We start from the raw sequence: 26,864 nt of genomic DNA on the forward strand, positions 1-26,864 counted from the left end.
GGGCGTTAATGATTATATATACTTTTGGTTTTCTCAATAAAATCAGAGAGAGAAATCAACTCATCACGAATAGATTTAGGATACTTTTCGTGAAGAGGTTTAGGAACCACTAATTGGACACCTGCATCTTTCATTTCCTGAAACTGATTAACAGACACCCCTTCCTGAAGAGTAAAAAGATGAATATTATCAATTCGGTTAGCTTCATTGAGTGCCTGACGCCAGCGATCTTTACATGTTGTTTTTACCGCAAGCATTCTTAATTTATCTGAAGGATATTTAGCATCATAGTAAGCTTCAGAAGAGGGAAATAAAAAATCAGGTTTCTTATTGCCTTCAGTAACACTTTGAGTAACAAAATCAGTAAGGTTATTTTCTATAAATACATTCTCTAGGTGTAATTCCAGAGATCTTCCTGCTCGGGACTTGCGGCGATTACTTACTGAATTTGCTAAGCTAATAAAATCATCTACTGAAGAAAATCCTGCCTGCACTCTCTCCAAAACATGTAATTCTTCTATTCGGCGAAACAGAGAGTATTCAGCATCGCGTTTTTCGAGCAATAGTTCATCAGGGTTTAAACTTTTAAACCGGAATACTTCGGGGAGATAACGAATGATTTCAACGCCTGATGGGAATGAAACAGACCATTGTTCTGGGATCGGATAATTACCAGACTTCCAACTATAGCTTGCTATAGCAAAACCACCCAAGACCTGATTCGATGGGCCTGAAACTGAAAAACCAGGAATGATTTCTCCAGTCATAGATTCCAGCAGCTCTTCCTCTGCCAGAGAATTACATAGCCACACATCAATAAAATCACAGACGCCATCGGGTACACACTGAAAAGCGAAGACAGTCAGTGCTCCAGTGTTTTCTTTATTCAACAATGGACTACCTTTACCCCAACGAGTAATTCGCTTTTCGTTTCGTGTACCATCAAAATGACGGTTATTGTAATAAATAGCTCTTACGACACTCTCAAGATTGCCATGCGAACTTATTCTTGCTGACAAAAGAATATCCGGATTTCTGACATCAGTTCGGACAATTGAAGAGAATTGTTTCTCAATCACTTCCGCCGGGATATAGACCCCAGCCTGATGCGCACCTGTTGCGCCAGTATCATTACCGGAAAGGCGCTTAATATAGATATGCCATTCGCCAGATGATTTTTCAGATAACCACTTATGGAAAGCAGACACAACTATTCCCCTTAGCGAGTATTTTAAGACTAATGAGTAAGTTACAGTCAATAATTAGAGTAATTTAGTATCTATAACATACTCAGCAGAGACTAGGCTATCCAGAGTTATCATTTCTGCATGAAATCTGAATTTAACAGCTTAATAAATTTTTTTTACTGTAATTTACTTGCTCAATGATCTTACTGCATCTAAATCTTTCATGCCGATGTGCAGAAGGTTATTAGTGATATAATTTTATGGAATAATTTAACCCGTCGCATCACCGGAGTCAGCATGATCAGCCAGAAAGATGCCTCTTGTCAGGAACAGCAGCTCACCTTTGATCCCAGAGGGCATCAGCTCACTAATATCAATGTCTGGACGCCGGACAGCCAGTGGCTGGTGTACGACGTGCGGCCCAATGGCGGGACTTTTAGCGGCTTAACCATTGAGCGAGTTAATTGTGTCACCCGCAATATTGAGGTGATCTATCGTGCTCAGCATGGCGCTCATGTTGGGGTGGTGACGGTTAGCCCTGATCAGCCCGCGCGCTATGTGTTTATCCACGGCCCAGAGCATCCAGACAGCCATTGGCATTATGATTTTCATCATCGGCGCGGGGTGATTGTTGCTGAGCCGGACAGAGAGCTGGTGGTGACACTGGATGCGATGGATATCACGGCACCTTATACGCCGGGCGCTTTGCGCGGTGGCACACATGTTCACGTTTTCAGCCCAGACGGTAGCCGCCTGAGCTTTACCTATAACGACCATGTGTTGCATGAGTTAGACCCTGCGCTGGATTGCCGCAATGTCGGCATTGCGCTGCCGCTGCATGGAGTCAATCCGCCCAAGCAGCACCCACGTGAATATGAGGGTAGCCATTTTTGTGTGTTGATCAGCCGCACCACGCCCACACCGCAGGCGGGCAGTGATCAAATCAATCGCGCTTATGAAGAGGGGTGGATTGGCACACAGGGGTACCTGAAAAAAGATGGCACCCGCCAGCGCTGGGCGCTCGCCTTTATTGGCGATACCCTTTCGGCGCAAGGGGAGAAAATCCCAGAAATCTTTGTTGCTGATCTACCTGAGCATGACCGAGATTATGCTCGCGCAGGCGATGCACCACTTGAGGGGACACCAACCACCCTGCCTGCACCACCTGCGGGTGTCAGTCAGCGGCGGGTCACTCATACCACAGAGCGCCGCTTTCCTGGGCTTGTCACTAGCCCGCGTCACTGGCTACGCGCCTCACCTGATGGCAGTACTATTGCTTGCTTGATGAGAGATGATAATGGTGTTGTGCAGCTGTGGCTGGTCTCCCCGAATGGCGGAGAACCACGGCAATTGACCTACAGTCAATGGGGGATTCAATCTGCCTTTAGCTGGCATCCGCAAGGACATAGTTTGGCGTTTGTTTGTGATAACAGCGTGATGCGGTGTGATAGTACGAGCGGCCAACTTCGGCGACTGACTGCGCGGAGTGCCACCGCCCCATTAGCAGACGCGGTGGTGTTTTCACCGGACGGCACCCAGATTGCATTTATGCGCGAAATAGCGGGGCTGGCTCAAATCTTTACCGTAAATGCGGGTTAGATTATTGCGCTGGCGTTTCGCCAATATGTGCCGTTGGCTGATTGGCGGCTTCAGCTTGGCGAACCCGTTCACGTGGCGAGCTGGCCATTTTATCTTCACCGTCTGAACGTAAATAATCATACGGCAGCAACAGAGTATCCATTACCGCAGAGAAGGGCAGATCTACCGCGAGCAAGGGCCGCAGTGCCCAGCCAGTGTTGTCATCTTTGAGCATCGCCACGTTGGCTTCTGTGCCGGAGTAGTAACCCTGACTGCTACTGGTATGCGTCATAATGCTAGAGCAGCCGCTGGATAACAGCAGCGAACAGCCAGTAACAAAAGGGATAACGGTGTTTCTCATTGTTTTTTCAGCTCTCATCATCATGCCAGGCGATCACACTACATAGTGTCAGGTTTTGTCGTGAACTTTTACACTCTCTTACAGACAGTTCCTATGGTCAAAGATTCAATCCTATGACGTGATTTCACTTAAGTGTAAGTTATAGCAGCTGATTTATCGAATATGAGTCGAGTAAAAGCCCTATTGAGATTTTTTTTAGAAAAATTTTTTATTTTGCTCTTGAAAAGAGGCAGACCGATACCATCTTATTATCAGGTCAGAGAGAATACGCCGACAGGGTATTCTGACTATAGGCTTGTCCATAATGGAGGGCCTTATTTAAAATAGGATAACACCCTTGCTAATCTATTTAGGAGGCAGTTTTTATGCGTAATTCCGAGCTTGCTCCACTGTATCGTTCAGCTATCGGTTTTGATCGGTTGTTTAATCTATTAGAGTCAGGGCAGAATCAAAGTAATGGGGGTTACCCTCCTTATAACGTCGAGTTGGTTGATGACAACAACTACCGCATTGCGATTGCGGTGGCAGGCTTTGCGGAGCAGGAGTTAGAGATCACCACTCAAGATAACATATTGATTGTTCGTGGTTCTCATGCCGGTGAGCCTGCGCAGCGCACCTATCTATATCAAGGTATCGCTGAGCGCAACTTTGAGCGTAAATTCCAGTTGGCTGAGCATGTTAAAATTAAAGGTGCCAACTTGGTTAACGGTTTGCTGTATATCGACCTCGAACGTGTTGTACCTGAAAATTTAAAACCACGTCGTATTGAAATTAAATAATGAACCTTTATATCTAGAGTAAGTGATTTTATTTAATACAGCGTTCAGCCTGCCGTAATCGGGGGCTAACCGGTCACGGAGTGATAGACTTAAATAATATAACGCCACTCTCTTGCGTTAGGGCTATTTATATCACTAATTCGTGACCGCTTTAATACCCAATAGATTTCAAACTGCTAACACACCTGTGGTTTGAAAGATAATGGGAATATCTCGCTTCAAAGAAGGAGTATATCTATGCGTAATTATGATTTGTCACCCTTACTTCGTCAGTGGATTGGTTTTGATAAGCTGGCTAGCTCAATGCAAGGCAGTCAGGATGCCCAAGGCTTCCCGCCATACAACATTGAAAAAACTGACGATAACCACTATCGCATCTCACTGGCATTGGCCGGTTTTAAACAGAGCGAACTGGATATCGAAGTTGAAGGCCCACGCCTGACCGTACGCGGTAAGCCAGCAGCGGCTGAAAAACAGGTTGAATATCTGCATCAGGGCTTGGTGCGTAAAGAGTTCTCCCTGACCTTCACGCTGGCTGAGCATCTGAATGTTGATAATGCACAGTTTGAAAATGGTCTACTGCACATAGATCTGTTGCGTCAGGTGCCTGAAGCGCTGCAACCACAGCGTATTACTATCGGCAGTGCGGCTCCTCAAGAGCAGCAAGTATTAGATAGTCCGGTCACGACTGACCAGCAGTAATAATGATGACCGGCACCTCCACATGAGGTGTCGGTAGCGATTACCCTCTCCTTATGTTGTCCTTTTAGCGTTAAGCTTTTTGCTGTTTAGTTTTTCACCGGAGAGATTCCCCGCTCTCCGGTGCATTTTGTGGTGCATCCCACATTCAACCGCCCTCCCTTCTGACAGAATCCTTACTAATTGTAAGAATTTAAGGCCATGTGTTTCGTCACCATCCACTTGGCCGACCAGTTTTTAAACTTAGGCAAGGAAGTGATTTATGAGTGCTATCGCCCTTACCGTCAGTATGTTGGCGCTGGTCGCCGTATTGGGGTTATGGATCGGTAATTGGAAGATCTATGGTGTTGGGTTAGGTATCGGCGGGGTGTTATTTGGCGGCATTATTGTGGGCCATTTTGCACAAACATATGAAGTTGTTCTTAACGGAGACATGCTGCATTTCATTCAGGAATTTGGCCTGATTCTGTTTGTTTACACGATTGGTATTCAAGTCGGGCCGGGGTTCTTCTCTTCACTGCGCGTCTCAGGACTGCGACTTAACTGTTTTGCCATTCTGATGGTGCTGGTCGGCGGCTTGGTGACGGCGATTATCCATAAGCTGTTTGCGGTGCCACTGCCCATCATTTTGGGTATTTTTTCGGGAGCGGTGACCAACACGCCAGCACTCGGGGCAGCACAACAAATTCTCACTGATTTAGGGTCGCCACCACAATTGGTCAGCCAAATGGGGATGGGTTATGCCATGGCCTATCCATTCGGCATTTGCGGCATTTTGCTGGTGATGTGGCTGATCCGCCTATTCTTTAAAATCAACGTCGACCGCGAAGCAAAAGATTTTGACAGCAATAACGGGCAGAACCGTGAATTGCTGCAAACTATGAATGTCGCGGTACGTAACCCCAATTTGAATGGTTTGTCAGTGCAAGAGGTGCCGTTACTCAACAGTGATGAGGTGGTTTGCTCTCGGCTGAAACGCGGTGACCTGCTGATGGTGCCGCTGCCTGCCACGGTGATTGAGCTAGGAGATTATCTGCATTTGGTCGGGCAGCGCGAAGCCTTGGAGAAAGTGCGGCTGGTGGTGGGTGAAGAGGTCGATGTCACCCTGTCCACTGCGGGGACGGTATTGCAAACCGCTCGTGTGGTGGTGACCAATGAGGCGGTATTAGGTAAAAAAATCCGCGATCTTAATCTGAAACAGAAGTATGACGTGGCGATCACCCGCCTGAATCGTGCGGGTATTGAGTTGGTCGCCAGTAACAGTGCCAGCCTGCAATTTGGTGACATCCTGAATCTGGTGGGCCGTCCGGAAGCTATCGAGGCGGTGTCCGCTGTAGTGGGGAACGCGCAGCAGAAGTTGCAACAAGTGCAGATGTTGCCGGTCTTTATCGGCGTCGGGCTGGGTGTATTGCTGGGGTCTATCCCACTGTTTATACCGGGGTTCCCTGCGGCATTACGTTTGGGGCTGGCCGGTGGTCCGCTGGTGGTGGCGCTGATTCTCGGGCGTATCGGCAGTATCGGCAAGCTGTATTGGTTTATGCCGCCGAGTGCCAATCTGGCGCTGCGTGAACTGGGGATTGTACTGTTCTTGTCGGTGGTTGGGCTGAAGTCTGGCGGTGATTTTATCAATACACTGGTCAATGGTGATGGGCTGGCGTGGATTGGTTATGGCGCGATGATTACCGGTATACCATTGCTGACCGTGGGGATTCTGGCGCGCATGTTAGCCAAGATGAACTACCTGACCCTGTGCGGCATGTTAGCCGGTTCCATGACGGATCCACCGGCGCTAGCGTTTGCCAATGGCCTGCATCCGACCAGCGGTGCGGCCGCGCTCTCTTATGCCACGGTTTATCCACTGGCGATGTTTTTACGTATTATGTCGCCGCAGATTTTGGCCGTGTTGTTTTGGACAACAATGTGATGTCGCCCGAGACAGGTGATTATCAACCTCATTTATAGCTCGGTGACGCGATCGGCCTGTTCTCTCCGCCACTGACACTTTATCAATAACCTCAAGGGCAGCTGAATAAGCTGCCCTTTTTTGCATTTTGTCGCTTACTTCGCTTCCTGAAACGCCAGCTCAATCTCTTCAGCCAGTATCGCCACGCCCTTTTCAATCTCTTCTGGTGCAGGGACGTAGTTCATCCGCATACATTGATGGGTATGCGGCCAGTCATATCCCAAGCCGGGGAAGAAGTAGTGGCCCGGTACCATCAGTACGCCGCGTTTTTTCAGGCGCTGATAGAGCAGTTCGGTGCTGATCGGCAGATCTTTAAACCAGAGCCAGAGAAAGATGGCCCCTTCGGGTTTGTGGATCAGGCAGCGTTCAGGCGGCAGGTATTTGCGCAAGATAGCGATGGTCTGCTGTACCCGCTCAAAATAGAATGGCCGAATCACCTCGTTGGATAAACGCAATAAATCACCACGCTCAATCATTTCGGCGGCAATTGCTGGCCCCATGCTACCCGGCGACAAACTGATGATGCCATTCATATTGGTAACGGCCGAGATCACTTTCTCATCGGCAATGACAATGCCACAGCGTGAACCCGGTAGGCCCAGCTTCGACAGGCTCATGCACAGGATGATATTCGGGTTCCACAACGGAGTGGCGTCGGTAAAAATGATGCCGGGGAAAGGTACGCCGTAGGCGTTATCAATCAATAGCGGTATATCACGCTGCTGAGCGATAGCATCAAGGCGAATTAACTCTTCATCCGTAATCACATTACCGGTGGGATTGGTGGGGCGCGAGACGCAGATCAGACCAATATCATCGGTAATATTGAGGTGATCAAAATCAACGTGATATTTGAATTGGCCTTCTGGCAGCAGCTCAATATTGGGTTTAGCGGAGACAAATAAGTCCTCGTCCAGACCGGCATCGGCATAACCGAGATACTCAGGGGCCAGCGGGAACAAAACCCGACGACGGCTACCATCAGCATAGCGGCCTGCGAATAAATTAAATAAGTAGAAAAATGCGCTCTGACTGCCATTTGTCAGTGCAATATTCTGTGGCTCAATTTGCCAGCCCAGCTCGTCGCGCAGCATTTTCGCCAAGGCGGTTAACAGCAAATCTTTGCCTTGTGGCCCGTCGTAATTGCACAGTGCCTCGGTCAATTGCCCGCGCTCCAGCATCTCCTGACACAGTTGCTGGAAGTAAGCATCCATCTCTGGAATATGTGCCGGATTACCCCCGCCGAGCATGATAGAACCTGGGGTTCTAAGGCCGTCGTTGAGGTCGTCCATCAATCTGGTAATCCCCGCGTAGCGGGTGAATTTGTCGCCGAAAAGTGAGAACTTCATAAATGAAAATTTATTGTTATCCGTAAGTGAACAAGTACCATACTCGCAGATAAAAGCGGGTGCAATGCGAAAGGATTTCTTCCTGCCGAGCGAAAATATCGACAGGAAGGGTTATTGCGGGATAATACCCTGATCTACTCTTTTTTGTCACCCACCCAAACCACCAGCACTTTATCGCCCTGATGTTGACGGCTAAAGGCATAATAATCAGCGGTTTGTTGCGATTTTTGCTCGCCCGCGCCAACGGCTGGATGGCGGGCGCGGAACTGGCTGACTTTCTGCCAGTGCGCCAACAGCGCACCTTTCTCACCAGATAATTCATTCCAGTTCATATCGGACCGAGTACCCTGGAGTGGGTCAGAACCGGTGGGGCCGAACTCGCGCCCACTCTCATCGCCGTAGAAGATTTGCACCGCCCCTGGTGCCAGCAGCAGTAGATCACCCGCTCGCTGCTGTTTTACCAATGATTGCTGCGCGTCATCTTTAAAAAATAGCCGAGTATCGTGCGAGGAGATGTAGCTCAACACATTGAATCCTTGCAGTTTATCTGCCATCTGTTGATAAGTGCCATCAATGGATGAGAAGCAGGTGAGCGCCTGTTTTGCCTGATCCTGAAAATCAAAGTTAATCATGGCGTCGAAGCCATTTTGGTAATAATCGCTCTTCATCACCCCATGACCCCATGCCTCGCCGGTCATCCAAAACGGTAAATCATCCAGCGCTTGATCGGGGTGAGCAGCTTTCCATGCGGCCAGCGCAGCGGTAGTTTGTTGCTTAAGTTGCTGCCAGGCAGGCTTCTCCACATGCTTGGCGGTATCAACCCGAAAACCGTCAATGCCGTAATCGCGAACCCATTGGCTCAACCAATGCGTCATGTAATCACGCGGGGTTGCGCCTGGAATTTCCCGTGCGGCGGTGTCCGGTTTGTTACGGTAAAACACCGGTAAGCCACTAGCTTGGGTGGATTCAGTTTTGATGTCCGGGAGGAAAGCCAGCGACATGGTGAGATCGTCATAGCCGGGGGAGTCGTAATCACCAATATCCGTGCGAATCCATTTCTTACCCCACCAGTTATCCCACGCGGCTTTATCACCGAAATTGATGTAATCATTGAAGCTATGCCAAGTTTGACCGCTACCGGGCGTCCAATCTGTCCAATTTTTACCTAAGGTTTTCTCCAGCTTATCGCCTTGCAGATAGAGCGCGCCGAATTGGTCACTCTGCATATCTGCCAGCGTGGCATAACCCACGTGATTCATCACCACATCAAATAGAATACGAATACCGCGTTTATGCGCCTGTTCAACCAGAGTATGCAGCTCCTGTTCGGTGCCCATATTGGCATCCAGCCGCGACCAATCTAGCCCGTAATAGCCGTGATAGGCATAATGCGGAAAGTCACCTTTGGTGCCGCCACCGACCCAGCCGTGAATTTGTTCCAGTGGCGAGCTTATCCACAGTGCATTGACACCAAGTTGTTGCAGGTAATCCAGTTTTTCGGTTAATCCCGCCAGATCGCCACCGTGGAAAGTGCCGATCTCCTGCATGCCGTCACCGTGGCGGCCATAGCTGTGGTCATTGGCCGGATTGCCATTTTCGAAGCGGTCAGTCAGGGCGAAATAGACAGTGGCATTTTGCCAACTGAACGGCGCGGCCTGTTGGGTTTGTGCCGACTCCAGCAGCAGTAAGCCGCCACTCTCGGGCGCGGGTTGCAAGGTGATTTTACCGAGAGAGACTTTTGCCGTTTGGCCGGAGTAGAAATCCCGCACCATTTCGCCTTCAGCAAAGGTTTTGCTCACATCAATGGTCACTGGCTGTCCATCCCAACGCTGGCAACTGTGAACCACGACTTTGGCAGTTTCTACCACCGGTTCTTGGAGACTGAGGGTCAGGGTTGGGGTGCCGCTACGGGTATCAATACGCGCCTGATACTGACCATCGCGGAACAGCCGCCACGAGATATCGGCCTGATTCTGGCAGGGTTGCAGCGAAAAAGTCTGATTCAACTTCACCGCGCTGGTGGGTTGCCAGCACTGCTTATCCTGATAAAACTTGAGCGGATATTCACCTTTGGTCAATGCGCTGCTGCTGAGAAAGACCCCGCTATCCTGCTCAGTAAAGGTGGGGAAATGGGGGAGTGACCAATTCGCCATCGCCGCCGGAGATATGAGCAATAGCAAAGGGACAGTGAGATGTTTCATGGCACATCTTCCTTAAATCTGAATAAAGTTTGATACGTATCAGTGTGCCGTTTGGTGAAGAAATAACCTCATCCCTGCACAGTTTTTGTCGGGATGAGAGCGGTGGAGGAGGAGAATCTGACCGGACAGGCAATCCAAGATTTTCTGGATCGTGAGGCATGGCAAATTGCAGAAATAAAACAAGCAATTATCGAAGCGAGCAGCAAGATTTCATTCTCGAAAATGAGATGAATTCACTTTTTAAAAGAATGGGAGGGGTCGTTCAGGGGAAGGATAAATAATGAAATACAAATACTACGTGTCTTTTATACGCATCGAGAGCCACCGAAAGATAAATGGTAGCTATTCATCTGTGAAATGCTACTGAGCTGCAAGCAGGCCAGTAGCGTCAGTTTACGATTTCTGCAAAACTTGTGGGTTGACGCAGTTTTCTGTGACGCTGCCGGTCAGTGCGGCAATCAGGTTATCCACGGCGCAGGCGGCCATGTTGTAGCGGGTTTCATGGGTGGCGGAACCAATGTGCGGCACAGCAACCACATTGCGTAACTTGAGGAGCGGCGAGTCCACGGACAGCGGCTCTTGCTCAAAAACATCCAACCCAGCGGCATGGATAGTGCCATCTTGCAGGGCGGCAATCAGCGCCTGCTCATCCACCACCGGCCCACGGCCTGCATTAATCAGGATGGCGCTGGACTTCATTTTTGCCAATTGATCGCGGCCAATCATATGGTAAGTCTGCTCGGTCATCGGCAGGGTAATACAGAGGAAATCCACCTCCGCCAGCAAGGTATCTAAATCGCAACGGCGTGCGCCAAAGCGTGTTTCAGCCTCCTCGTGGGGGCGGCGGCTGGTGTACAGCACCGGCATGCTAAAACCAAAATGCGCCCGCTGAGCCAGCGCCATGCCAATGCGGCCCATGCCAAGAATGCCGATGGTTTTATGATGAACATCCACGCCATACCACTCATCATCAATGCTCTCTTGCCACTCGCCGGCTTTGACTCGCTCAGCCAATTCCACCACTCTTCGTGCCGAAGAGAGCACCAGCGCCATCATGGTATCGGCCACGGTTTCTGTTAGGACGGTTGGCGTGTGCATCAGTGCCACACCACGCTGGTTTAGCGCATCCACATCAAAATTATCATAGCCGACAGAAATGGTTGAAGCCGCACGCAACTGTGGCGCTAGCTGCAAAAAAGCCTGATCAATCTTGCCGCCGGAACCGATCAATCCCTCCGCCTGTTGCAGCGCCGATAATAATTCGGGCTGATTCTCTGGCGTTAAACCATCAAAACTATTTACGGTAAAATGTTGCGCTAATCGTTGATGCAGGTCGGTAGGAATACTTTTGTACAGCACAATGGAAGGCTTCATCGCAAACTCCAATTAATTTGGGCAAGTGAGATCTGAAGCCAGCATAACAGCGAACACGATAGCGAGATCAAGCACTAATCGCGCTCATAATGTTACGACTAATTAAAAAATCACGCTTCGCTGCTAGCGATACTCTTCACCGTCAGGCTGTGCGAGCGAATCGCGGCACAACGTAGCGCGGTTATAATCGCCAGTGCAGGGGCAATGGAAAACAGGGTAAACAGCCAGTGGGCCGTGTTCTCCGCCCCCGCAACGCCACCTGGGAAGTTCAGGCCGGAGAGATTGGCGACCATCCCTGCCATCGCGGCACCTACGGCCGTCGCAAACATCTGTACCGTGGTAATCGACGCCCCGGCAATGTCCTTATCTTCGTCAGCGGCCACTTGCAGAATGCGGGTCAGTAGGTGCGGCCAGCCAAAGCCGATGCCAAAACCCACCAGTGTTAACGCGATGGCGATCGGGGCCATCTGTTGCCAGCTCCCCAGTGAGGCGGCTGGCATCAGGATCGCCAGTGCCACAATCCCCGCCAGCACTATGATGGGGCCGCTGATAATGGCCCAGCGAACACCTGATTTCTTCCAGCCCGCACTCATCACCTCCGAAATCGTCCAACCTGCTGCCATGGTGGCGGCAATATAGCCGGAAATCAGTGGCGATTGGCCGTGTAGGGTTTGCAGGAAGTAAGGGACGAAAATCTCACAGGTAATGCCGACGGCCAACAGAGAGATGGTGATATAGAGTGCCGCCAGCGGTGAGCTAAGACGCAGCGCCCCTTTTGGCAGCAGACGCGAAGTGGCGCGAGATTCGATGCGAAATAGCAGCAGTAACAGCACCACCGCCAGCGCCATTCCCGCCATGTTTATCAGGCCACTACTGGCGATGCTGCTGGCGGAGATGGTCAGGACAATGGCGGTTAATAACACTAATTGGGTGACAGGTAGGGTCGAGGCGGCGTCGGTGCTGGATCGGCCCGCAGGCAGGATCCGCCAGGTAAAAATGGCATAAATCAAGGTCACTGGTAGCAACGTCCAGAAGGCAAAGCGCCAGGCGTCCATTTCAGCAAAAATGCCGCCGATAGCCGGGCCAATCAGGGTCGCAACGCCCCACATGCCGGAAATCAGTGCCATGGCTCGTGGCCACAACGATTGCTGAAAGACCAGATTAATCATGGCGTAAGAGAGTGCAAACAGGAAGCCGCCCCCCAAACCTTGCACGGTTCGGCCCACTAGCATCATCGGCATGTTGGGTGCCATGGCACATAAGGCGCTGCCCAACATAAAGACCAGTGAGGCAAACAGGTACGCGCTACGGGGGCCGTAACCACTGAGCAGGCGGGCAGAGAGCGCCGAGCCGAGGATGGAGGCGGTGACGAATAGGGTGGTATTCCAGGCGTACAGGCTCAGGCCGTCAATCTCTAGCACCACGGAGGGCAAAATGGTGGTGGCGATATAAATATTGATCGCATGCAATACAACGCCCCCCGACAGGGCTATGGCAAAGGCCGCATTTTTACCGGAGAACAGGTCACTCCAACGGCTTGCATCATTCATTATCACGTTTCCATCCTGCCAGAAGTCTGGTTGTTGAGTTCATTAAGTTGTTACGATAAAGTTAAACAAGAATATTCTTGGAATAAGGTAGGCCAGTCATCGATAATAAGTCAAGCATCTACTTGGGAAATGTTATGCTGACAATAATTCATCAAAAATTAATAAAGTTGCAATGAATGATAGTGGGGAAGATATGAATATCGATCATACAGCCAGCCCGCCACAGTCTGTTGCGGAGCGCTTGCTGATGTTGCTCAAGACCCGTGGCCCGCTGCAATCGACTGATGCAGGGAGGCTGCTGGGGACGACCGGTGAAGCGGCCCGACAGCAATTTGTCAAACTGGCCAAAGAGGGGCTGGTGGTCGCCGAAGCGAAAACGCAGGGGGTGGGTCGCCCGATTCAGCTATGGCAGTTAACCGAGGCGGGTAACGCGCAATTTCCTGATGCTCATGGCGAACTGACCGTGCAATTGCTGCGGTTGATTCGCACCCAATTGGGTGACAGCGCCCTTGAGCTGCTGATTGATAGCCGTGAGCAAGAGACCCGCAATCAATATTGTCAGGCGATGGTAGGGGCTGAAAATGTGACCGAGCGTGTTGAGCGGCTGGTGGCGATTCGCACACGCGAAGGTTATATGGCAGAGATGCAGGTGGAGGCGGATGGCACGCTGCTGTTGATCGAAAATCACTGCCCTATTTGTGCGGCAGCTACCCGTTGTCAGGGGTTTTGTCGCGCCGAACTGGCGGTATTTCAGCAAGCGTTAGGCGCACCCGTTGAGCGCGTAGAGCACATATTATCGGGTTCCCGCCGCTGCACTTATCGCATCAAACCAGAAGAGTGATGACAGATTAGTTATGATGACCGGGTGATTGCGGCCGTCAGAAAAGTGCGGATAAACCTGAGCGCTTATCCGCATACCGCATGGTGGAGGATTACAGTGGGCTTAGGGTGATTTCTACCCGGCGGTTCTGTGCTTTACCGGCGGCGGTGCTGTTGCTGGCGACCGGATTATCCGGACCTGCACCGCTGGTACGGACACGGTTGGCGGCCACGCCTTGCACAATCAGTGCGCTGCCAACACTGTCAGCCCGCTGCTGCGAAAGTGTCATGTTATGGGCTCTGGCACCGCTGCTATCAGTAAAACCTGTCACATTGACGGCGGTTTTTTCATACTCTTTCAATACCATAGCGACCCCAGTCAGGGTATTGGCCCCTGCCGGTTTCAAGTTGCTGCTGTCGGTATCAAAAGTGACGTTATTCGGCATATTCAGCACGATATTGTCACCCTGACGGGTCACGCTGACCCCCGTACCATTCATTTTTTCGCGCAATTTAGCTTCCTGCACATCCATGTAGTAGCCCGCACCGCCACCCAGAGCGGCCCCTGCTGCGGCACCAATTAACGCCCCTTTGCCACGGTCATGTTTGGATGATGACAACATGCCGATCCCTGCCCCTAAAACGGCACCGATCCCTGCGCCATAGCCCGATTTCCCTGCCTGTGATTCACCGGTATAAGGGTTGGTAGTACAAGCAGAAAGGGTGAGCGCAACAGAAATGGCGGCCACCGTGGCCAGAATGCATTTTTTCATCAATTTTTCCTTAAATGGCGCTCTATTTCGGCGAAAATCCAGCAATGTCGCCCAATAATAGTTAACTAAAAAAATCATTAACCCGCCGTCATCTTATCGACCGGTATTTGTGTGCCATCGTTATCCGGTAAAAGATGGGGGAATACCATTGAGAAAACTCTCATAGTTTCAGCACAAAGGGTTATTTGGCCGGTTTATCAGCAAAATAGGCACGGAAAGGCCATCAATTGATCTGCTGTTTTATGATTTCCCCCTATGGGCGGCAATAGGGGGGCAGTGCTCAATGGGGAATAGCCTAAAGCTCAGGTTCGGGAGTGGGTATGTCTGTGGCTGGGAATTGATAATTGTCATAGGGGTCAGGGATAAAAACAAAACCAATGCGTTTTTTTATCACGGCCGAAGGGGTAGAGATCACTTCCGCTTCAATCACCGAGATACCATCGGCTATTAAGTGCTGGATCATGGTGTGCAGTGCGGCTGATCCCGCACCTCTAATCGCGCCTTCAATTTGCGGTGTTAACACATAGGCGGGGTTGGTTAATGTTGCCCTTATCGTGCCGTGTTTCATCGCTGGATTGCCATCAATAAAATAACTGTCCGCCACGCTGACACTGACAATCTGATGATTGAATCTCACCACGATAATGATTTGATTCGCACGAGGGTGCCGTGCGTGGCTGGTTATCAGTCGGCTGGTGACCTGGCCTGCATATCTATTGGTCGCTATCTCAGTCGGAAAGATGCCATGGTGATTACAGTGAACCTGCTGTTCCTGATAGGTGTTTTCCCATGCGGCGATGGTTTCGAGTAAATTATAGATGCTGCGACGGGTTTGCTCATAAGTACCCTGAATGACCTCAATATCAAATCGCTGTTGTGACACCTGCCATTCACCATTATGTAGCACACGCGGTAATACATCTTGATGCACATAGGAGGAGATTGGCATCTGGTAAGTCCCCAGTGGGTATTGCTGAGTTTGCAGCGGTGATGCGGTGTCACTGTCACTATCACTGCTACTAGAGCTTTCGCTATCGTACTCACTTTGGCTATGGCAACTGGCAGCAGAATTTCCGCTGCTCGGCCCCGGTGGGCTATTAGCCATTGCATACTGCATATAATTTTGTTCAGCGTAGACAAAGGCTTGCGTGAGGCTATCGATTAGCGCCGATCGGCCATACTCCTCGGCAACATCATTAATGGTTTGGATTAAGCGATTCCCCGCCCGTGGGTCACGAATAAAGGCATCAATGGCATCATGATCACTGTCGATGGCTCTTCTGTCCAAAATGCCATTCAGGGTTTGAATCAGATATTCCGTTGACCAAGTATGCAAGCTGCGCCCGAACAGCAAGGTAAAGTCGGCTAATACTGATGACATCCATGTGTAACAGGAGTGCTTAATTTGGCGGGGAAAACGAGCACCGACCACATGTTCTAGTGGTGTCTGGCAATAGTGAGACACTGCTGGCAGGGTCAATGATTGACCATGAAGGTCAGTATTTAACTGCGTTAACATGAGTGTTGGAGGGGTTATTTCCGGTAAAGTGGCCGTCGTAAGAGACTTGGGTTTTAAAGGCCCAGCCGTGCCCGCTATGACGCTATTTGACGGGTCCTCCCCACTGAAAAATGTCTTAATATGATGCCATGCAGACTCAACCTGATTACAACGACCTTGGGTAATGACGTTATAAAGTGCCAAAGGGCCAGACAAAAAACAGCCCAGGATCCCTGCGGTGCCACGTTTCGCTCTGCCAGGCTCATTGTTTACTGCCATCAGCACTTTTGGCATGGACAGTGGTTGTCGATCATCACTATTAAAGATGGCTAAATAAATATCTTGCTGATGAATTGAATCATCAGGTGACATTGAAATCGTCGGAGATAGATGGAGTAACTTACCTTCCATTGTTTCCAGGAAACTGAGGGACAATGTGTTGTTATGCCAAGAGAACAGAAAGGAAATATGGGTCGTATCTTGGTTTAGTGGAAAATCAATTTGTTGTGATTTTGCAGGCAGAATTGAAACCAAGCCATTATCAACGGTCACCTCCATAAAATTATTAAAACTCAAATCAAAGGTATTATGACTCTTTTCAAAACTGAGTAATACCGATCTTTCTTGGTGTTGAGTGTCTGCGCTATAAGGCGCGAAAATAGCAGAAAGTGGAATTATCATTTTCTGTGCAATAATACAATTGGTGTCACAACTGAGCCGTTTTTTAGTTGTGGCGACGATTCCCGTGACGTCATTTTTTCCCGTTATTTTTTGCCATGCTTCCTGCAAAATACTGTCGGTTAAGGTGAAGGAATGCTCACCTTGATAAACGATTATCTGATGGGTTTCAGGTATTTTTATTGAATGTATTTCATCGGCGCGAACACCAATGTTATTTTTGATTTTAAAATCAATCACCTCTGATGAATTTAAACAGAATTTCTTGCCTTGGAAATAATTCTCATAATAGAAACAGATAGGTGACGTGTTTTCAGGTTTTATTTTCAGTTCAAGACCTTTAAACTTTAATATATCGATTATTTTTTCTTTCGCTAAAGTCATTTCTGTGAATGATAAATAGATTAGTAGTGATAATAAAATCCTTTTATTTCTCATGTAACGCTCCTCTTATTTCCCCATTGGGAATGATAATCAGCAATAGCGTAATACTATTGTTAATCCGAGGCGTTATTAAAATTTATCAAGTCATAGATGAAATAAGTGAAATGAATTAAATAAAAGGTTGCTGCCAATGCATCGTCAAAATATAACCTTTGGTTTCGGCGTTATAGGTTTTCCCGGTCACCGTAAAACCCTGTTTACGATAAAAACGGTAGGCGCGGCGATTGAGTTGATAAACCTCCAGTGTCAGTGCGCGGTAGTGCTGCTGCACGTGGTCCATCAACGCCTTACCCACGCCATTGCCGTGGTAGGCCTGGGCGACAAACAGCGCCCCGACCAACTGCTCTTCCAAAATACTAACAAATCCGACAATGGAATTTTTCCCGGGCAGACCTTCCTGCGAACAATACACCCAGGTTCTTGCCGCCGGAAGGTAGGTATTACGGACCAGCGGGGCGCTCTCGTGCCAGTATGGCTCTGCCACAAAAGGATGCGCGGCAATGGTACTGGTTAGCCATAATTGCATCAGGGCATCGAGATCGTCCGGTTGGTAATCTCTAATCATTTCACTGTGTTATCTGGGTGACAGAAGCAGCTTGCCAGATGATCGTTCACCAGACCGCTGGCCTGCATAAAGGCATAGCAAATGGTCGCACCGATAAACTTAAAGCCTCGTTTTTTCAGCGCTTTTGACATCGCATCGGCGGTCGGTGTGCTGGCGGGACACTCTGCCAGACACCACCAATGGTTCACTTTTGGCTCGCCATCGACAAAACTCCAGATAAATTGCGAAAAGTCCTCACCCTTAGCTTCCATTGCCAAATAGGCTTGGGCATTGGTAATGATGGCTTGAATTTTGCCCCGATGGCGGATAATTCCGCTGTCCTGCATCAGTGTTTCGATGTCGTCTGGCCCCATTTTAGCCACTCGAACCGGATCAAAATTATGGAAACACTGGCGGTAGCGTTCACGCTTTTTCAGCACGGTTATCCACGACAGCCCCGCTTGTTGGCCCTCAAGACAGAGCATTTCGAACAGCGCCTGGTTATCAGTGCGAGGAATCCCCCACTCAGTGTCGTGATAAGCGAGATAGAGCGGATCACTGGTGACCCAGCCGCAACGTTGTAACTCCATAGTCGTACCCCATTCCAGCGCTTCATTTGGCAACGATAGTCGCTGTTCAGTAGGTGATATGCAACCTATCTATTTTATATTGCGCGTTTCTTGACGGAAAATATATTTGTACAATAATTGATCAATAACTGAAATTAAATTCCATTCAAACTTAATTAATTAGCATTATTATGAGGAATTAGTATGAATGTTAAATATTTAAAACTAGCGCCGATTACCGCCATGATGGCGTTGGCAATATTCTTTGCGAGTGTCGGCCCCACCTTGGCCCAGTGCCATGTGGATGATTCCGACATCAGAGATGATGATTGTGTATTGGAGCCGGGTACAACTAATTGTGATCTCGATCCCCCTTGGAAAGGGGCGAGAATGAAGCCCAAAGTCAATAACCTGCGTTTTTTAGCACCGCCACCGATTGTTTGGTAGGGCAGTAGCTGAATAGTTAACGTTATTTTTCACACCAATTCGCATGTGTTACCGGATTCTGGCTGTATATCTTACGGTCAACGGGTATACTAACTCATTCTATTTTAATCCACTTGTATCGCGTGCGAATCCAACATGCAAAAGTTTGATACCAAGACCTTTCAGGGCCTGATCCTGACGTTACAGGACTATTGGGCGCGCCAAGGCTGCACCATTGTTCAACCACTGGACATGGAAGTCGGCGCGGGTACTTCCCACCCAATGACCTGCCTGCGCGCACTTGGCCCAGAGCCAATTGCTGCCGCTTATGTACAACCTTCACGCCGCCCGACCGATGGCCGATACGGTGAGAACCCTAACCGCCTGCAACACTATTATCAGTTCCAGGTGATCATTAAGCCTTCGCCAGACAACATTCAGGAGCTGTACTTAGGTTCACTGAAAGAGCTGGGTCTGGACCCGACGATTCACGATATTCGCTTTGTCGAAGACAACTGGGAAAACCCAACCTTGGGTGCCTGGGGTCTGGGCTGGGAAGTGTGGCTCAATGGGATGGAGGTGACTCAGTTCACTTACTTCCAGCAAGTCGGCGGTTTGGAATGTAAACCGGTCACAGGTGAAATCACCTATGGTCTGGAGCGCCTGGCGATGTACATCCAGGGCGTAGACAGCGTTTATGACCTGATTTGGTGCGACGGCCCGCTGGGCAAAACGACTTACGGCGATATTTATCATCAGAATGAAGTGGAGCAATCCACCTATAACTTCGAATATGCCGATGTGGACTTCCTGTTCTCCTGCTTTGAGCAGTATGAGAAAGAAGCTAAGTCGCTGCTGGCGCTGGAAAATCCGCTACCACTACCGGCTTACGAACGCATTCTGAAAGCAGGCCACACGTTTAACTTGCTGGACGCCCGCAAAGCTATCTCAGTGACTGAGCGTCAGCGTTATATCCTGCGTATCCGCACACTGACCAAAGCTGTCGCCGAGGCTTACTATGCCTCCCGCGAGGCGTTGGGCTTCCCTATGTGCAAAAAGAATCAGAACTAAGAGGCTGTCATGACTCAACAGACTTTCCTGGTGGAAATCGGCACGGAAGAGCTGCCGCCGAAGGCTCTTCGTTCTCTGGCCGAATCTTTTGCTGCCAATTTTACCGCCGAGCTGGATAACGCCAACCTGCCTCATGGCGAGGTGATTTGGTATGCTGCACCGCGCCGTTTAGCGGTAAAAGTAATGAATTTGAGTGCTGCACAGGCGGATCGCGAAGTCGAAAAACGCGGCCCCGCAATTGCACAAGCATTTGATGCTGAAGGTAAACCAAGCAAAGCGGCTGAAGGCTGGGCTCGTGGTTGTGGTATTACCGTTGACCAAGCTGAACGTCTGGTCACAGATAAAGGCGAATGGCTGCTGTATCGCGCTCATGTAAAAGGTCAATCGGCTCAATTGTTGCTGGCAGGCATGGTTAATGCCGCACTGAGTAAGTTGCCGATCCCTAAACTGATGCGTTGGGGTGATAAAGAGACTCAATTCGTTCGTCCGGTTCATACCGTGACCCTCCTATTGGGCGCTGAAGTCATTCCTGGCACCGTGTTAGGTATCGATTCAGACCGCATTATCCGTGGTCACCGCTTTATGGGTGAAGCAGAATTCGCTCTCGATAATGCCGACCAATACCCGCAAGTTTTGCAGGAACGCGGCAAAGTGATTGCCGATTATGAATTGCGTAAAGCGATCATCAAGCGCGATGCAGAGCTGGCAGCACAGAAGATTGGCGGCGTCGCCGATCTGAGTGAAAGCTTGCTGGAAGAAGTGGCATCACTGGTGGAGTGGCCGGTGGTATTGACCGCCAAATTCGAAGAGAAATTCCTGGCTGTCCCGGCGGAAGCGCTGGTGTACACCATGAAAGGCGATCAGAAGTATTTCCCGGTTTACGACACCGCCGGTAACTTGCTGCCAAACTTCATTTTCGTCACCAACATCGAATCCAAAGATCCTCAGCAGATTATTTCCGGTAATGAGAAAGTGGTTCGCCCACGTCTGGCCGATGCAGAGTTCTTCTTTAACACCGACCGCAAAAAACGGCTGGAAGATAATTTACCGCGTCTGGAAACCGTGCTGTTCCAACAGCAACTGGGCACCTTGCGTGATAAAACCGATCGTATCCAAGCGCTGGCGGGTTGGATTGCTGCGCAAATTGGTGCCGATGTTAACCACGCCACGCGCGCCGGTTTGCTCTCCAAGTGTGACCTGATGACCAATATGGTCTTCGAATTCACCGACACCCAAGGTGTGATGGGGATGCACTATGCTCGCCACGACGGTGAAGCTGAAGACGTTGCGGTCGCGCTGAATGAGCAATATCAGCCTCGTTTTGCGGGCGATGACTTGCCCTCTAACCCAGTGGCTTGTGCACTGGCGATTGCCGATAAGATGGACACATTGGCGGGTATCTTCGGTATCGGTCAACATCCAAAAGGCGATAAAGACCCGTTTGCTCTGCGCCGTGCGGCCTTGGGTGTGCTGCGAATTATCGTTGAGAAGAACTTACCGCTGGATCTGCAAACCCTGACCGAAGAGGCCACGCGTCTATACGGCAGCAAGCTGACCAACGCCAAAGTAGTCGATGAAGTGATTGAGTTCATGCTGGGCCGCTTCCGCGCCTGGTATCAGGATGAAGGTCATAGTGTCGATACCATTCAGGCGGTACTGGCGCGTCGTCCAACCAGACCCGCTGATTTTGATGCCCGAGTGAAAGCGGTGACCTATTTCCGCACACTGGATGCTGCAGCCACACTGGCTGCCGCCAACAAACGTGTGTCGAATATTCTGGCGAAATCGACGGATACCCTGAATGACCATGTTCATGCTTCGGTGCTTAAAGAGCCGGCAGAGCTGAAACTGGCCACACACTTGGTGGTCTTACGCGACAAGCTGGAACCGGTATTTGCTGCCGGTCAGTATAAAGAGGCGCTAGTGGAACTGGCTGCGCTGCGAGAGACAGTCGATGAGTTCTTCGACAGCGTGATGGTGATGGCAGAAGACGACGCAGTTCGCGTTAACCGACTGACATTACTGAGTAAATTGCGCGAGCTGTTCTTGCAGGTTGCTGATATTTCGCTGTTACAGTAAGTCTGGTATTTGGCTCGTCACAGGGGAGCTTTTTTGCTCCCCTTAGCTATTCTTAACACTGACACAGGGTGATAAGAGTGGGATGTTGTGAAGATAAGTACCTATTACAGGAGTAGTTTCACATGACTTTTGCATTGAAAACGACCCGATATTCACGTTGGTTCGCGCCATTTTTGGCGTTACTGGTAGTGTTTCAACTCACTGCCTGCGGGGATAAAGAGCCAGAACAACGTAAGGCGTTTATTGATTATCTGCAAAATACAGTAATGCGTAGCGGGATGAAGCTGCCCACACTGAGTGAAGATCAAAAGCAGAAATTTGGCCCTTATGTCAGCGATTATGCGATTTTAGTCACTTTTTCGCAGCAACTGACTAAATCTGTAGATGCCAGCTTGACGCCCGCTATCGCACAAATCAATGAGATTCGTGTAGCGCAGGATTATCTCAATAAGCGCGATGCATTGCAGCAGTCAGCGGGTGCCTTGAACCTGTTGGTGCAGCAGATTCGCACGGCCAAAACACAGGCCGATAGTGCTGTCGCCGCCTTGAAACAGCCTGATGACTTGAAAGCGGTGTTCAGTAAAGCTTTTGATAATATTGTGACTCAGCCCGCCAATGTGCTGATCCCCGCCATTCCGGTGGTGTCTGCTTTTGTGCAAGATTTGGCCCAAGTTGGGGATTTCCTACAACAGCAGGGAACGCAGGTCACTTTTAATAATGGCGGCGTTCAGTTCCAGACTCCACAGCAAGCGGCGTTGTACAACACTATGATGGCTAATTTGGTCGCCAAATACCCGGCGATGATGGCGGCACAGAAGAGTGTGATGAGTGTTATTCAGTGATGGTTTAGCTTAGTGATCGGGTTCGGTTGACATGAGATCGGCGCTCACTTGGCAGCTCAAATGTGCTTTTAACATCAAGGTCAACCCCATGGTTTTTGGCTTTTGACGTTGAGCGCAATTAGGAATATTGCCGACGAGGATAGAGGGTAGAGTGAGCGGGCAAGGACGCCCGCGAAAAGCGCGCTTGGGCAGGGATGCCCATCGCGCTGGCTCGTCAGCCCGAAAGACGTGGGAGGTTTACCCGCAGGGCAATATTTCGCGCAAGCCGCAGGAGCAGGAGGGCCGGCCTGCCCTCCTGCTCGGTTGAGGCTGCGTAGCTAAAATGAACACTTAACGACCATCAACCGAAACCTGATCCGAGCCATTACGGTGGCAAGGTGAACCATGAAACTCTAACAACAGAACCAATCACCGAAACTCAATCACCAAACCGTCACCAACTGGCCCCTAATCCCCCTGTCATTTTATTACACATTCCCCCGCCACTTGCCCACCAGGCAAGCATTGAACAGGCAAATGTCTTATCTCTCCTCTGCGAGCAAAAATAACTTGTGATTAACATCACATTTTAAAAACAAACCACCACACTTTAAGTGTGATAAAAATCACCTTTTTCAGGGTTTTTAGCTTAAAAATTCTCCGCCGTGACTTTCTTACAGCCCAATAATGTGATCTCCATCAACAAATAACCCCCTATGACGGGGTGATTGGTGTGACTTCTATCACATAAATCCCGTGAGCTACGCGTGGGTAAAGGAGCGTGCTAGAGTTTGTTTTGCATACAGCGTGTTTGTATTCGATAGCATCGGCGGGTTTTGCAGAACTGCCTCAACAAAACAATTATATCGCGCTCTTATTGTTAGCGCGTACCAATAGGGGTGTTTTATGTTTTCACCAGACGCAAAGGTCAGAATTCAAAATTTTGGCCGATTCCTCAGTAATATGGTTATGCCCAATATCGGCGCATTTATCGCCTGGGGTATTATCACCGCACTGTTTATTCCTACCGGCTGGCTGCCAAATGAAACTTTAGCCAAACTGGTCGGCCCGATGATCACCTACCTGTTACCACTGCTGATCGGTTTTACCGGTGGCCGTTTGGTGGGTGGCGATCGTGGTGGTGTGGTGGGTGCGATAACCACCATGGGGGTTATCGTTGGTGCGGATATGCCAATGTTCCTCGGCGCGATGATTGCAGGCCCACTGGGTGGCTGGGCAATCAAACGCTTTGACCGCTGGGTAGACGGCAAAATCAAAAGTGGCTTTGAGATGCTGGTTAACAACTTCTCAGCCGGTATCATTGGTATGCTGTTGGCGATTCTGGCCTTTATGGCGATTGGCCCACTGGTAGAAGTGCTGTCTAAAGTACTGGCTGCTGGCGTGCATATCATGGTGCAGAACAACCTGCTGCCATTAGCTTCGATCTTTGTTGAACCTGCAAAAATCCTGTTCCTGAATAACGCGATTAACCACGGTATCTTCTCACCACTGGGCATCCAGCAGGCGACTGAAACCGGTAAGTCTATCTTCTTCCTGATCGAAGCGAACCCAGGTCCAGGCTTGGGTGTGTTGATGGCTTATATGTTCTTCGGTAAAGGTAACGCTAAGCAATCTGCTGGCGGCGCGGCGATCATCCACTTCTTCGGTGGTATTCACGAAATCTATTTCCCATACGTGCTGATGAACCCACGCTTATTGCTGGCGGTGATTCTGGGCGGTATGACTGGCGTGTTCACCCTGACCCTGCTGAATGGCGGTCTGGTGTCACCTGCGTCCCCAGGTTCTATCCTGGCGGTATTGGCGATGACCCCGAAAGGTGCCTATTTTGCCAACATTGCTGCGGTTGCTGCGGCGTTTGCCGTCTCCTTCGCCGTCTCCGCTATCCTGCTGAAAACCTCTAAAGTGAAAGATGACGAAGAAGACAGTCTGGAAGATGCCACTCGCCGTATGCAAGACATGAAAGCGCAGTCCAAAGGCGCACAAGCGGCGAATGCTGCTGCCGCGGCGGGTGACTTAAGCACCGTGCGTAAAATCATCGTTGCCTGTGATGCCGGTATGGGTTCCAGTGCGATGGGTGCGGGTGTGCTGCGTAAAAAAGTACAAGACGCAGGTCTGAAACATATCTCCGTGACTAACTGCGCCATCAACAACTTGCCGGATGATGTGGATCTGGTGATCACGCACCGTGATTTGACCGAGCGAGCGATGCGTCACGCACCGCAGGCACAACATATCTCGTTGACTAACTTCCTCGACAGCCAGCTGTACACCAATCTGACAACACGTTTGGTCGAAGCCGGTATTGCGACAGCGACCACTCAGAAAGTGATTGAAACGCTGGACGATAGCTTTGAAGCATCTGAAGCCAATCTGTTCCGCTTGGGCGCAGAGAATATCTTCCTCAATCAACATGCGACGACCAAAGAGCAAGCTATCCGCTTCGCCGGTGAACAGTTGGTGAAAGGCGGTTATGTCGAGCCAGAGTATGTTGAGGCGATGTTGGAACGTGAAAAACTGACCTCCACCTATCTGGGCGAATCTATCGCCGTGCCTCACGGGACGATTGAAGCGAAAGACCGTGTGCTGAAAACCGGTGTGGTGTTCTGCCAATACCCTGATGGCGTGCGCTTTGGCGATGAAGAAGATGAAGTGGCCCGTTTGGTGATTGGTATCGCTGCCCGTAATAACGAGCACATTCAAGTGATTACCAGCCTGACAAACGCGCTGGACGATGAGTCGGTGATTGAGCGCTTAAGCAAAACCACCAGCGTGCAAGAAGTGTTGGATTTGCTTGGCGGTAAGAAGTAAACCCGCAATAACTGAATAGGGCCGTTGGGAGCAAACGGCCCTTTTACAGCAAAAAAAGGTAACGAATATGAAAGCATTACATTTTGGCGCAGGTAACATTGGCCGAGGCTTTATCGGTAAACTTCTTGCTGATGCTGGCGCGCAACTGACCTTCGCTGATGTTAACCAGCCGCTGCTGGATGAGCTGAATAAGCGCAAAAGTTATCAGGTCAACGTAGTTGGCGAGCAGGCCCGAGTCGAGGAAGTCAACAATGTCAGCGCAGTCAACAGTGGTAGCCCAGAAGTGGTGGCACTGATTGCCGACGCTGATATTGTCACCACCGCCGTTGGCCCGCAAATTTTGGCCCGCATCGCCGGGACGGTGGCACAGGGTTTGATTGCCCGCCATCAACAAGGTAATACCCGCCCGCTGAATATTATTGCCTGCGAAAATATGGTGCGTGGCACCAGTCAGTTAAAACAACATGTTTTTGCCGCCCTGCCGGAAAGTGAGCAGGCCTGGGTTGAGCAACATGTCGGTTTCGTCGACTCTGCGGTTGACCGCATTGTGCCGCCATCAGAAGCAGGCAGCACCGATATTCTGGCCGTAACAGTTGAGACGTTTAGCGAGTGGATTGTCGACGGCACCCAGTTTAAAGGACAACCACCAAAAATCGCCGGTATGGAGTTGACTGACAATCTGATGGCATTTGTGGAGCGTAAGCTCTTCACCCTCAATACCGGTCATGCCATTACCGCCTATTTGGGCCAACTTGCGGGTCACCAGACCATCCGTGATGCGATTCTGGATCCTGCGGTGCGCCAGACAGTGAAAGGCGCGATGGAAGAGAGCGGCGCGGTACTGATTAAGCGCTATGCATTTGATCCACAAAAACATGCCGCTTATATCAACAAAATTCTCTCCCGTTTTGAAAACCCTTACCTGCATGACGATGTTGAGCGCGTTGGCCGTCAGCCACTGCGTAAATTGAGTGCCGGTGATCGGTTGATCAAACCGCTGCTGGGAACGCTGGAGTACCAATTGCCGCACGATAATCTGGTCACCGGCATCGCCGCTGCCATGAGCTATCGCAGTGAGCAGGACCCGCAAGCACAGGAATTAGTTGAGTTACTGGCGAAATTAGGGCCGAAAGCTGCGTTAGCGCAAATTTCAGCGTTACCTGCAGATAGCGAGGTTGTCGAACAGGCGGTGAATGTGTATAACGCCATGCAGGATAAGCGGGCGCACTGATTCTCAGTCTTGGCCTGATAGTACTATCAGGCCAATGATGA

General features: G+C 50.0%; 21 protein-coding genes. 11 read left to right on the forward strand and 10 right to left on the reverse strand.

The genetic code is table 11. The annotated features are described in order from the left end of the window. Positions 1-5: 5 nt before the first annotated feature. Entirely contained in the window at positions 6-1,208 is a 1,203-nt protein-coding gene (locus tag ACZ76_RS08540) for a type II restriction endonuclease (RefSeq protein WP_048618476.1), read from the reverse strand. Between the two features lie 276 nt (positions 1,209-1,484). On the opposite strand from ACZ76_RS08540, the gene ACZ76_RS08545 reads away from it, so the two are divergent. After that, on the forward strand, positions 1,485-2,786 hold the full coding sequence (locus ACZ76_RS08545) for a DUF3748 domain-containing protein (protein ID WP_048618477.1): 1,302 nt from the start codon (positions 1,485-1,487) through the stop codon (positions 2,784-2,786). A gap of 1 nt (position 2,787) precedes the next feature. Here ACZ76_RS08545 and ACZ76_RS08550 read toward each other — a convergent pair whose 3' ends face one another. Next, positions 2,788-3,126, reverse strand: a complete 339-nt coding sequence (locus ACZ76_RS08550) for a YceK/YidQ family lipoprotein (protein ID WP_048620242.1) — start codon at positions 3,124-3,126, stop codon at positions 2,788-2,790. Positions 3,127-3,491: 365 nt separating this feature from the next. Between ACZ76_RS08550 and ibpA the strand changes: the two genes are divergently transcribed. The 3 genes from ibpA (at position 3,492) to ACZ76_RS08565 (ending at position 6,528) form a co-directional block, all read left to right on the forward strand. Further along, on the forward strand, positions 3,492-3,905 hold the full coding sequence (ibpA, locus tag ACZ76_RS08555; RefSeq protein WP_005271591.1) for a small heat shock chaperone IbpA: 414 nt from the start codon (positions 3,492-3,494) through the stop codon (positions 3,903-3,905). A 237-nt stretch (positions 3,906-4,142) separates the two neighbouring features. After that, positions 4,143-4,607 carry a small heat shock chaperone IbpB gene (gene ibpB / locus ACZ76_RS08560; protein ID WP_048618480.1) on the forward strand — a complete coding sequence of 155 codons (465 nt, stop codon included), beginning with the start codon at positions 4,143-4,145 and terminating at the stop codon, positions 4,605-4,607. Positions 4,608-4,866: 259 nt separating this feature from the next. After that, on the forward strand, positions 4,867-6,528 hold the full coding sequence (locus ACZ76_RS08565; protein ID WP_048618481.1) for a putative transporter: 1,662 nt from the start codon (positions 4,867-4,869) through the stop codon (positions 6,526-6,528). Positions 6,529-6,662: 134 nt separating this feature from the next. Here the strand turns inward: ACZ76_RS08565 and ACZ76_RS08570 are convergent, their stop codons facing one another. From ACZ76_RS08570 to ACZ76_RS08585, 4 genes are all read right to left on the reverse strand, one after another. Then, positions 6,663-7,916 carry a valine--pyruvate transaminase gene (locus tag ACZ76_RS08570; protein ID WP_048618483.1) on the reverse strand — a complete coding sequence of 418 codons (1,254 nt, stop codon included), beginning with the start codon at positions 7,914-7,916 and terminating at the stop codon, positions 6,663-6,665. 134 nt (positions 7,917-8,050) lie between these two features. Then, positions 8,051-10,117, reverse strand: a complete 2,067-nt coding sequence (locus ACZ76_RS08575) for an alpha-amylase (protein WP_048618485.1) — start codon at positions 10,115-10,117, stop codon at positions 8,051-8,053. 393 nt (positions 10,118-10,510) lie between these two features. Continuing rightward, on the reverse strand, positions 10,511-11,491 hold the full coding sequence (gene ghrB, locus ACZ76_RS08580) for a glyoxylate/hydroxypyruvate reductase GhrB (RefSeq protein ID WP_048618486.1): 981 nt from the start codon (positions 11,489-11,491) through the stop codon (positions 10,511-10,513). 110 nt (positions 11,492-11,601) lie between these two features. Then, positions 11,602-13,041, reverse strand: coding sequence for an MFS transporter (locus tag ACZ76_RS08585; RefSeq protein ID WP_048618488.1), 1,440 nt, complete (start codon positions 13,039-13,041; stop codon positions 11,602-11,604). Positions 13,042-13,234: 193 nt separating this feature from the next. On the opposite strand from ACZ76_RS08585, the gene ACZ76_RS08590 reads away from it, so the two are divergent. Further along, the gene (locus tag ACZ76_RS08590) at positions 13,235-13,882 is read left to right on the forward strand and encodes a helix-turn-helix transcriptional regulator (protein WP_048618490.1); all 648 of its coding nucleotides are present in this window, start codon (positions 13,235-13,237) and stop codon (positions 13,880-13,882) included. 91 nt (positions 13,883-13,973) lie between these two features. Here ACZ76_RS08590 and ACZ76_RS08595 read toward each other — a convergent pair whose 3' ends face one another. The 4 genes from ACZ76_RS08595 to ACZ76_RS08610 form a co-directional block, all read right to left on the reverse strand. Then, positions 13,974-14,633: an OmpA family lipoprotein gene (locus tag ACZ76_RS08595; RefSeq protein ID WP_048620243.1), complete on the reverse strand. Its 660-nt coding sequence runs from the start codon at positions 14,631-14,633 to the stop codon at positions 13,974-13,976. A gap of 295 nt (positions 14,634-14,928) precedes the next feature. Beyond that, on the reverse strand, positions 14,929-16,812 hold the full coding sequence (locus tag ACZ76_RS08600; RefSeq protein ID WP_186371840.1) for a hypothetical protein: 1,884 nt from the start codon (positions 16,810-16,812) through the stop codon (positions 14,929-14,931). Between the two features lie 550 nt (positions 16,813-17,362). Further along, positions 17,363-17,818, reverse strand: a complete 456-nt coding sequence (locus tag ACZ76_RS08605; RefSeq protein WP_048618494.1) for an N-acetyltransferase — start codon at positions 17,816-17,818, stop codon at positions 17,363-17,365. Then, a complete protein-coding gene (locus ACZ76_RS08610; protein WP_048618497.1) occupies positions 17,815-18,387 on the reverse strand; it encodes a DNA-3-methyladenine glycosylase I in 573 nt (190 codons plus the stop codon). The genes ACZ76_RS08605 and ACZ76_RS08610 overlap by 4 nt, the downstream gene beginning before the upstream one ends. Before the next feature lie 183 nt (positions 18,388-18,570). Here ACZ76_RS08610 and ACZ76_RS08615 point away from each other — a divergent pair, with 183 nt between their 5' ends. The 6 genes from ACZ76_RS08615 (at position 18,571) to ACZ76_RS08640 (ending at position 26,823) form a co-directional block, all read left to right on the forward strand. Further along, positions 18,571-18,813, forward strand: a complete 243-nt coding sequence (locus tag ACZ76_RS08615; protein ID WP_048618499.1) for a hypothetical protein — start codon at positions 18,571-18,573, stop codon at positions 18,811-18,813. 135 nt (positions 18,814-18,948) lie between these two features. Beyond that, complete coding sequence (gene glyQ / locus ACZ76_RS08620; protein ID WP_048618501.1) at positions 18,949-19,863, forward strand: glycine--tRNA ligase subunit alpha; 915 nt, start codon at positions 18,949-18,951, stop codon at positions 19,861-19,863. Between the two features lie 9 nt (positions 19,864-19,872). Then, complete coding sequence (gene glyS / locus ACZ76_RS08625; RefSeq protein WP_048618503.1) at positions 19,873-21,942, forward strand: glycine--tRNA ligase subunit beta; 2,070 nt, start codon at positions 19,873-19,875, stop codon at positions 21,940-21,942. Positions 21,943-22,064: 122 nt separating this feature from the next. Beyond that, positions 22,065-22,784 (forward strand): DUF3053 domain-containing protein, encoded by a 720-nt coding sequence (locus ACZ76_RS08630; RefSeq protein ID WP_048618505.1) that lies wholly within the window; start codon positions 22,065-22,067, stop codon positions 22,782-22,784. A gap of 885 nt (positions 22,785-23,669) precedes the next feature. Then, a complete protein-coding gene (locus ACZ76_RS08635) occupies positions 23,670-25,592 on the forward strand; it encodes a PTS mannitol transporter subunit IICBA (RefSeq protein WP_048618507.1) in 1,923 nt (640 codons plus the stop codon). 67 nt (positions 25,593-25,659) lie between these two features. Continuing rightward, positions 25,660-26,823 carry a mannitol-1-phosphate 5-dehydrogenase gene (locus ACZ76_RS08640; RefSeq protein WP_048618508.1) on the forward strand — a complete coding sequence of 388 codons (1,164 nt, stop codon included), beginning with the start codon at positions 25,660-25,662 and terminating at the stop codon, positions 26,821-26,823. Positions 26,824-26,864 lie beyond the last annotated feature (41 nt).

It is taken from the genome of Yersinia aleksiciae (assembly GCF_001047675.1).
GTDB classification, from domain to species: Bacteria; Pseudomonadota; Gammaproteobacteria; order Enterobacterales; family Enterobacteriaceae; genus Yersinia; species Yersinia aleksiciae.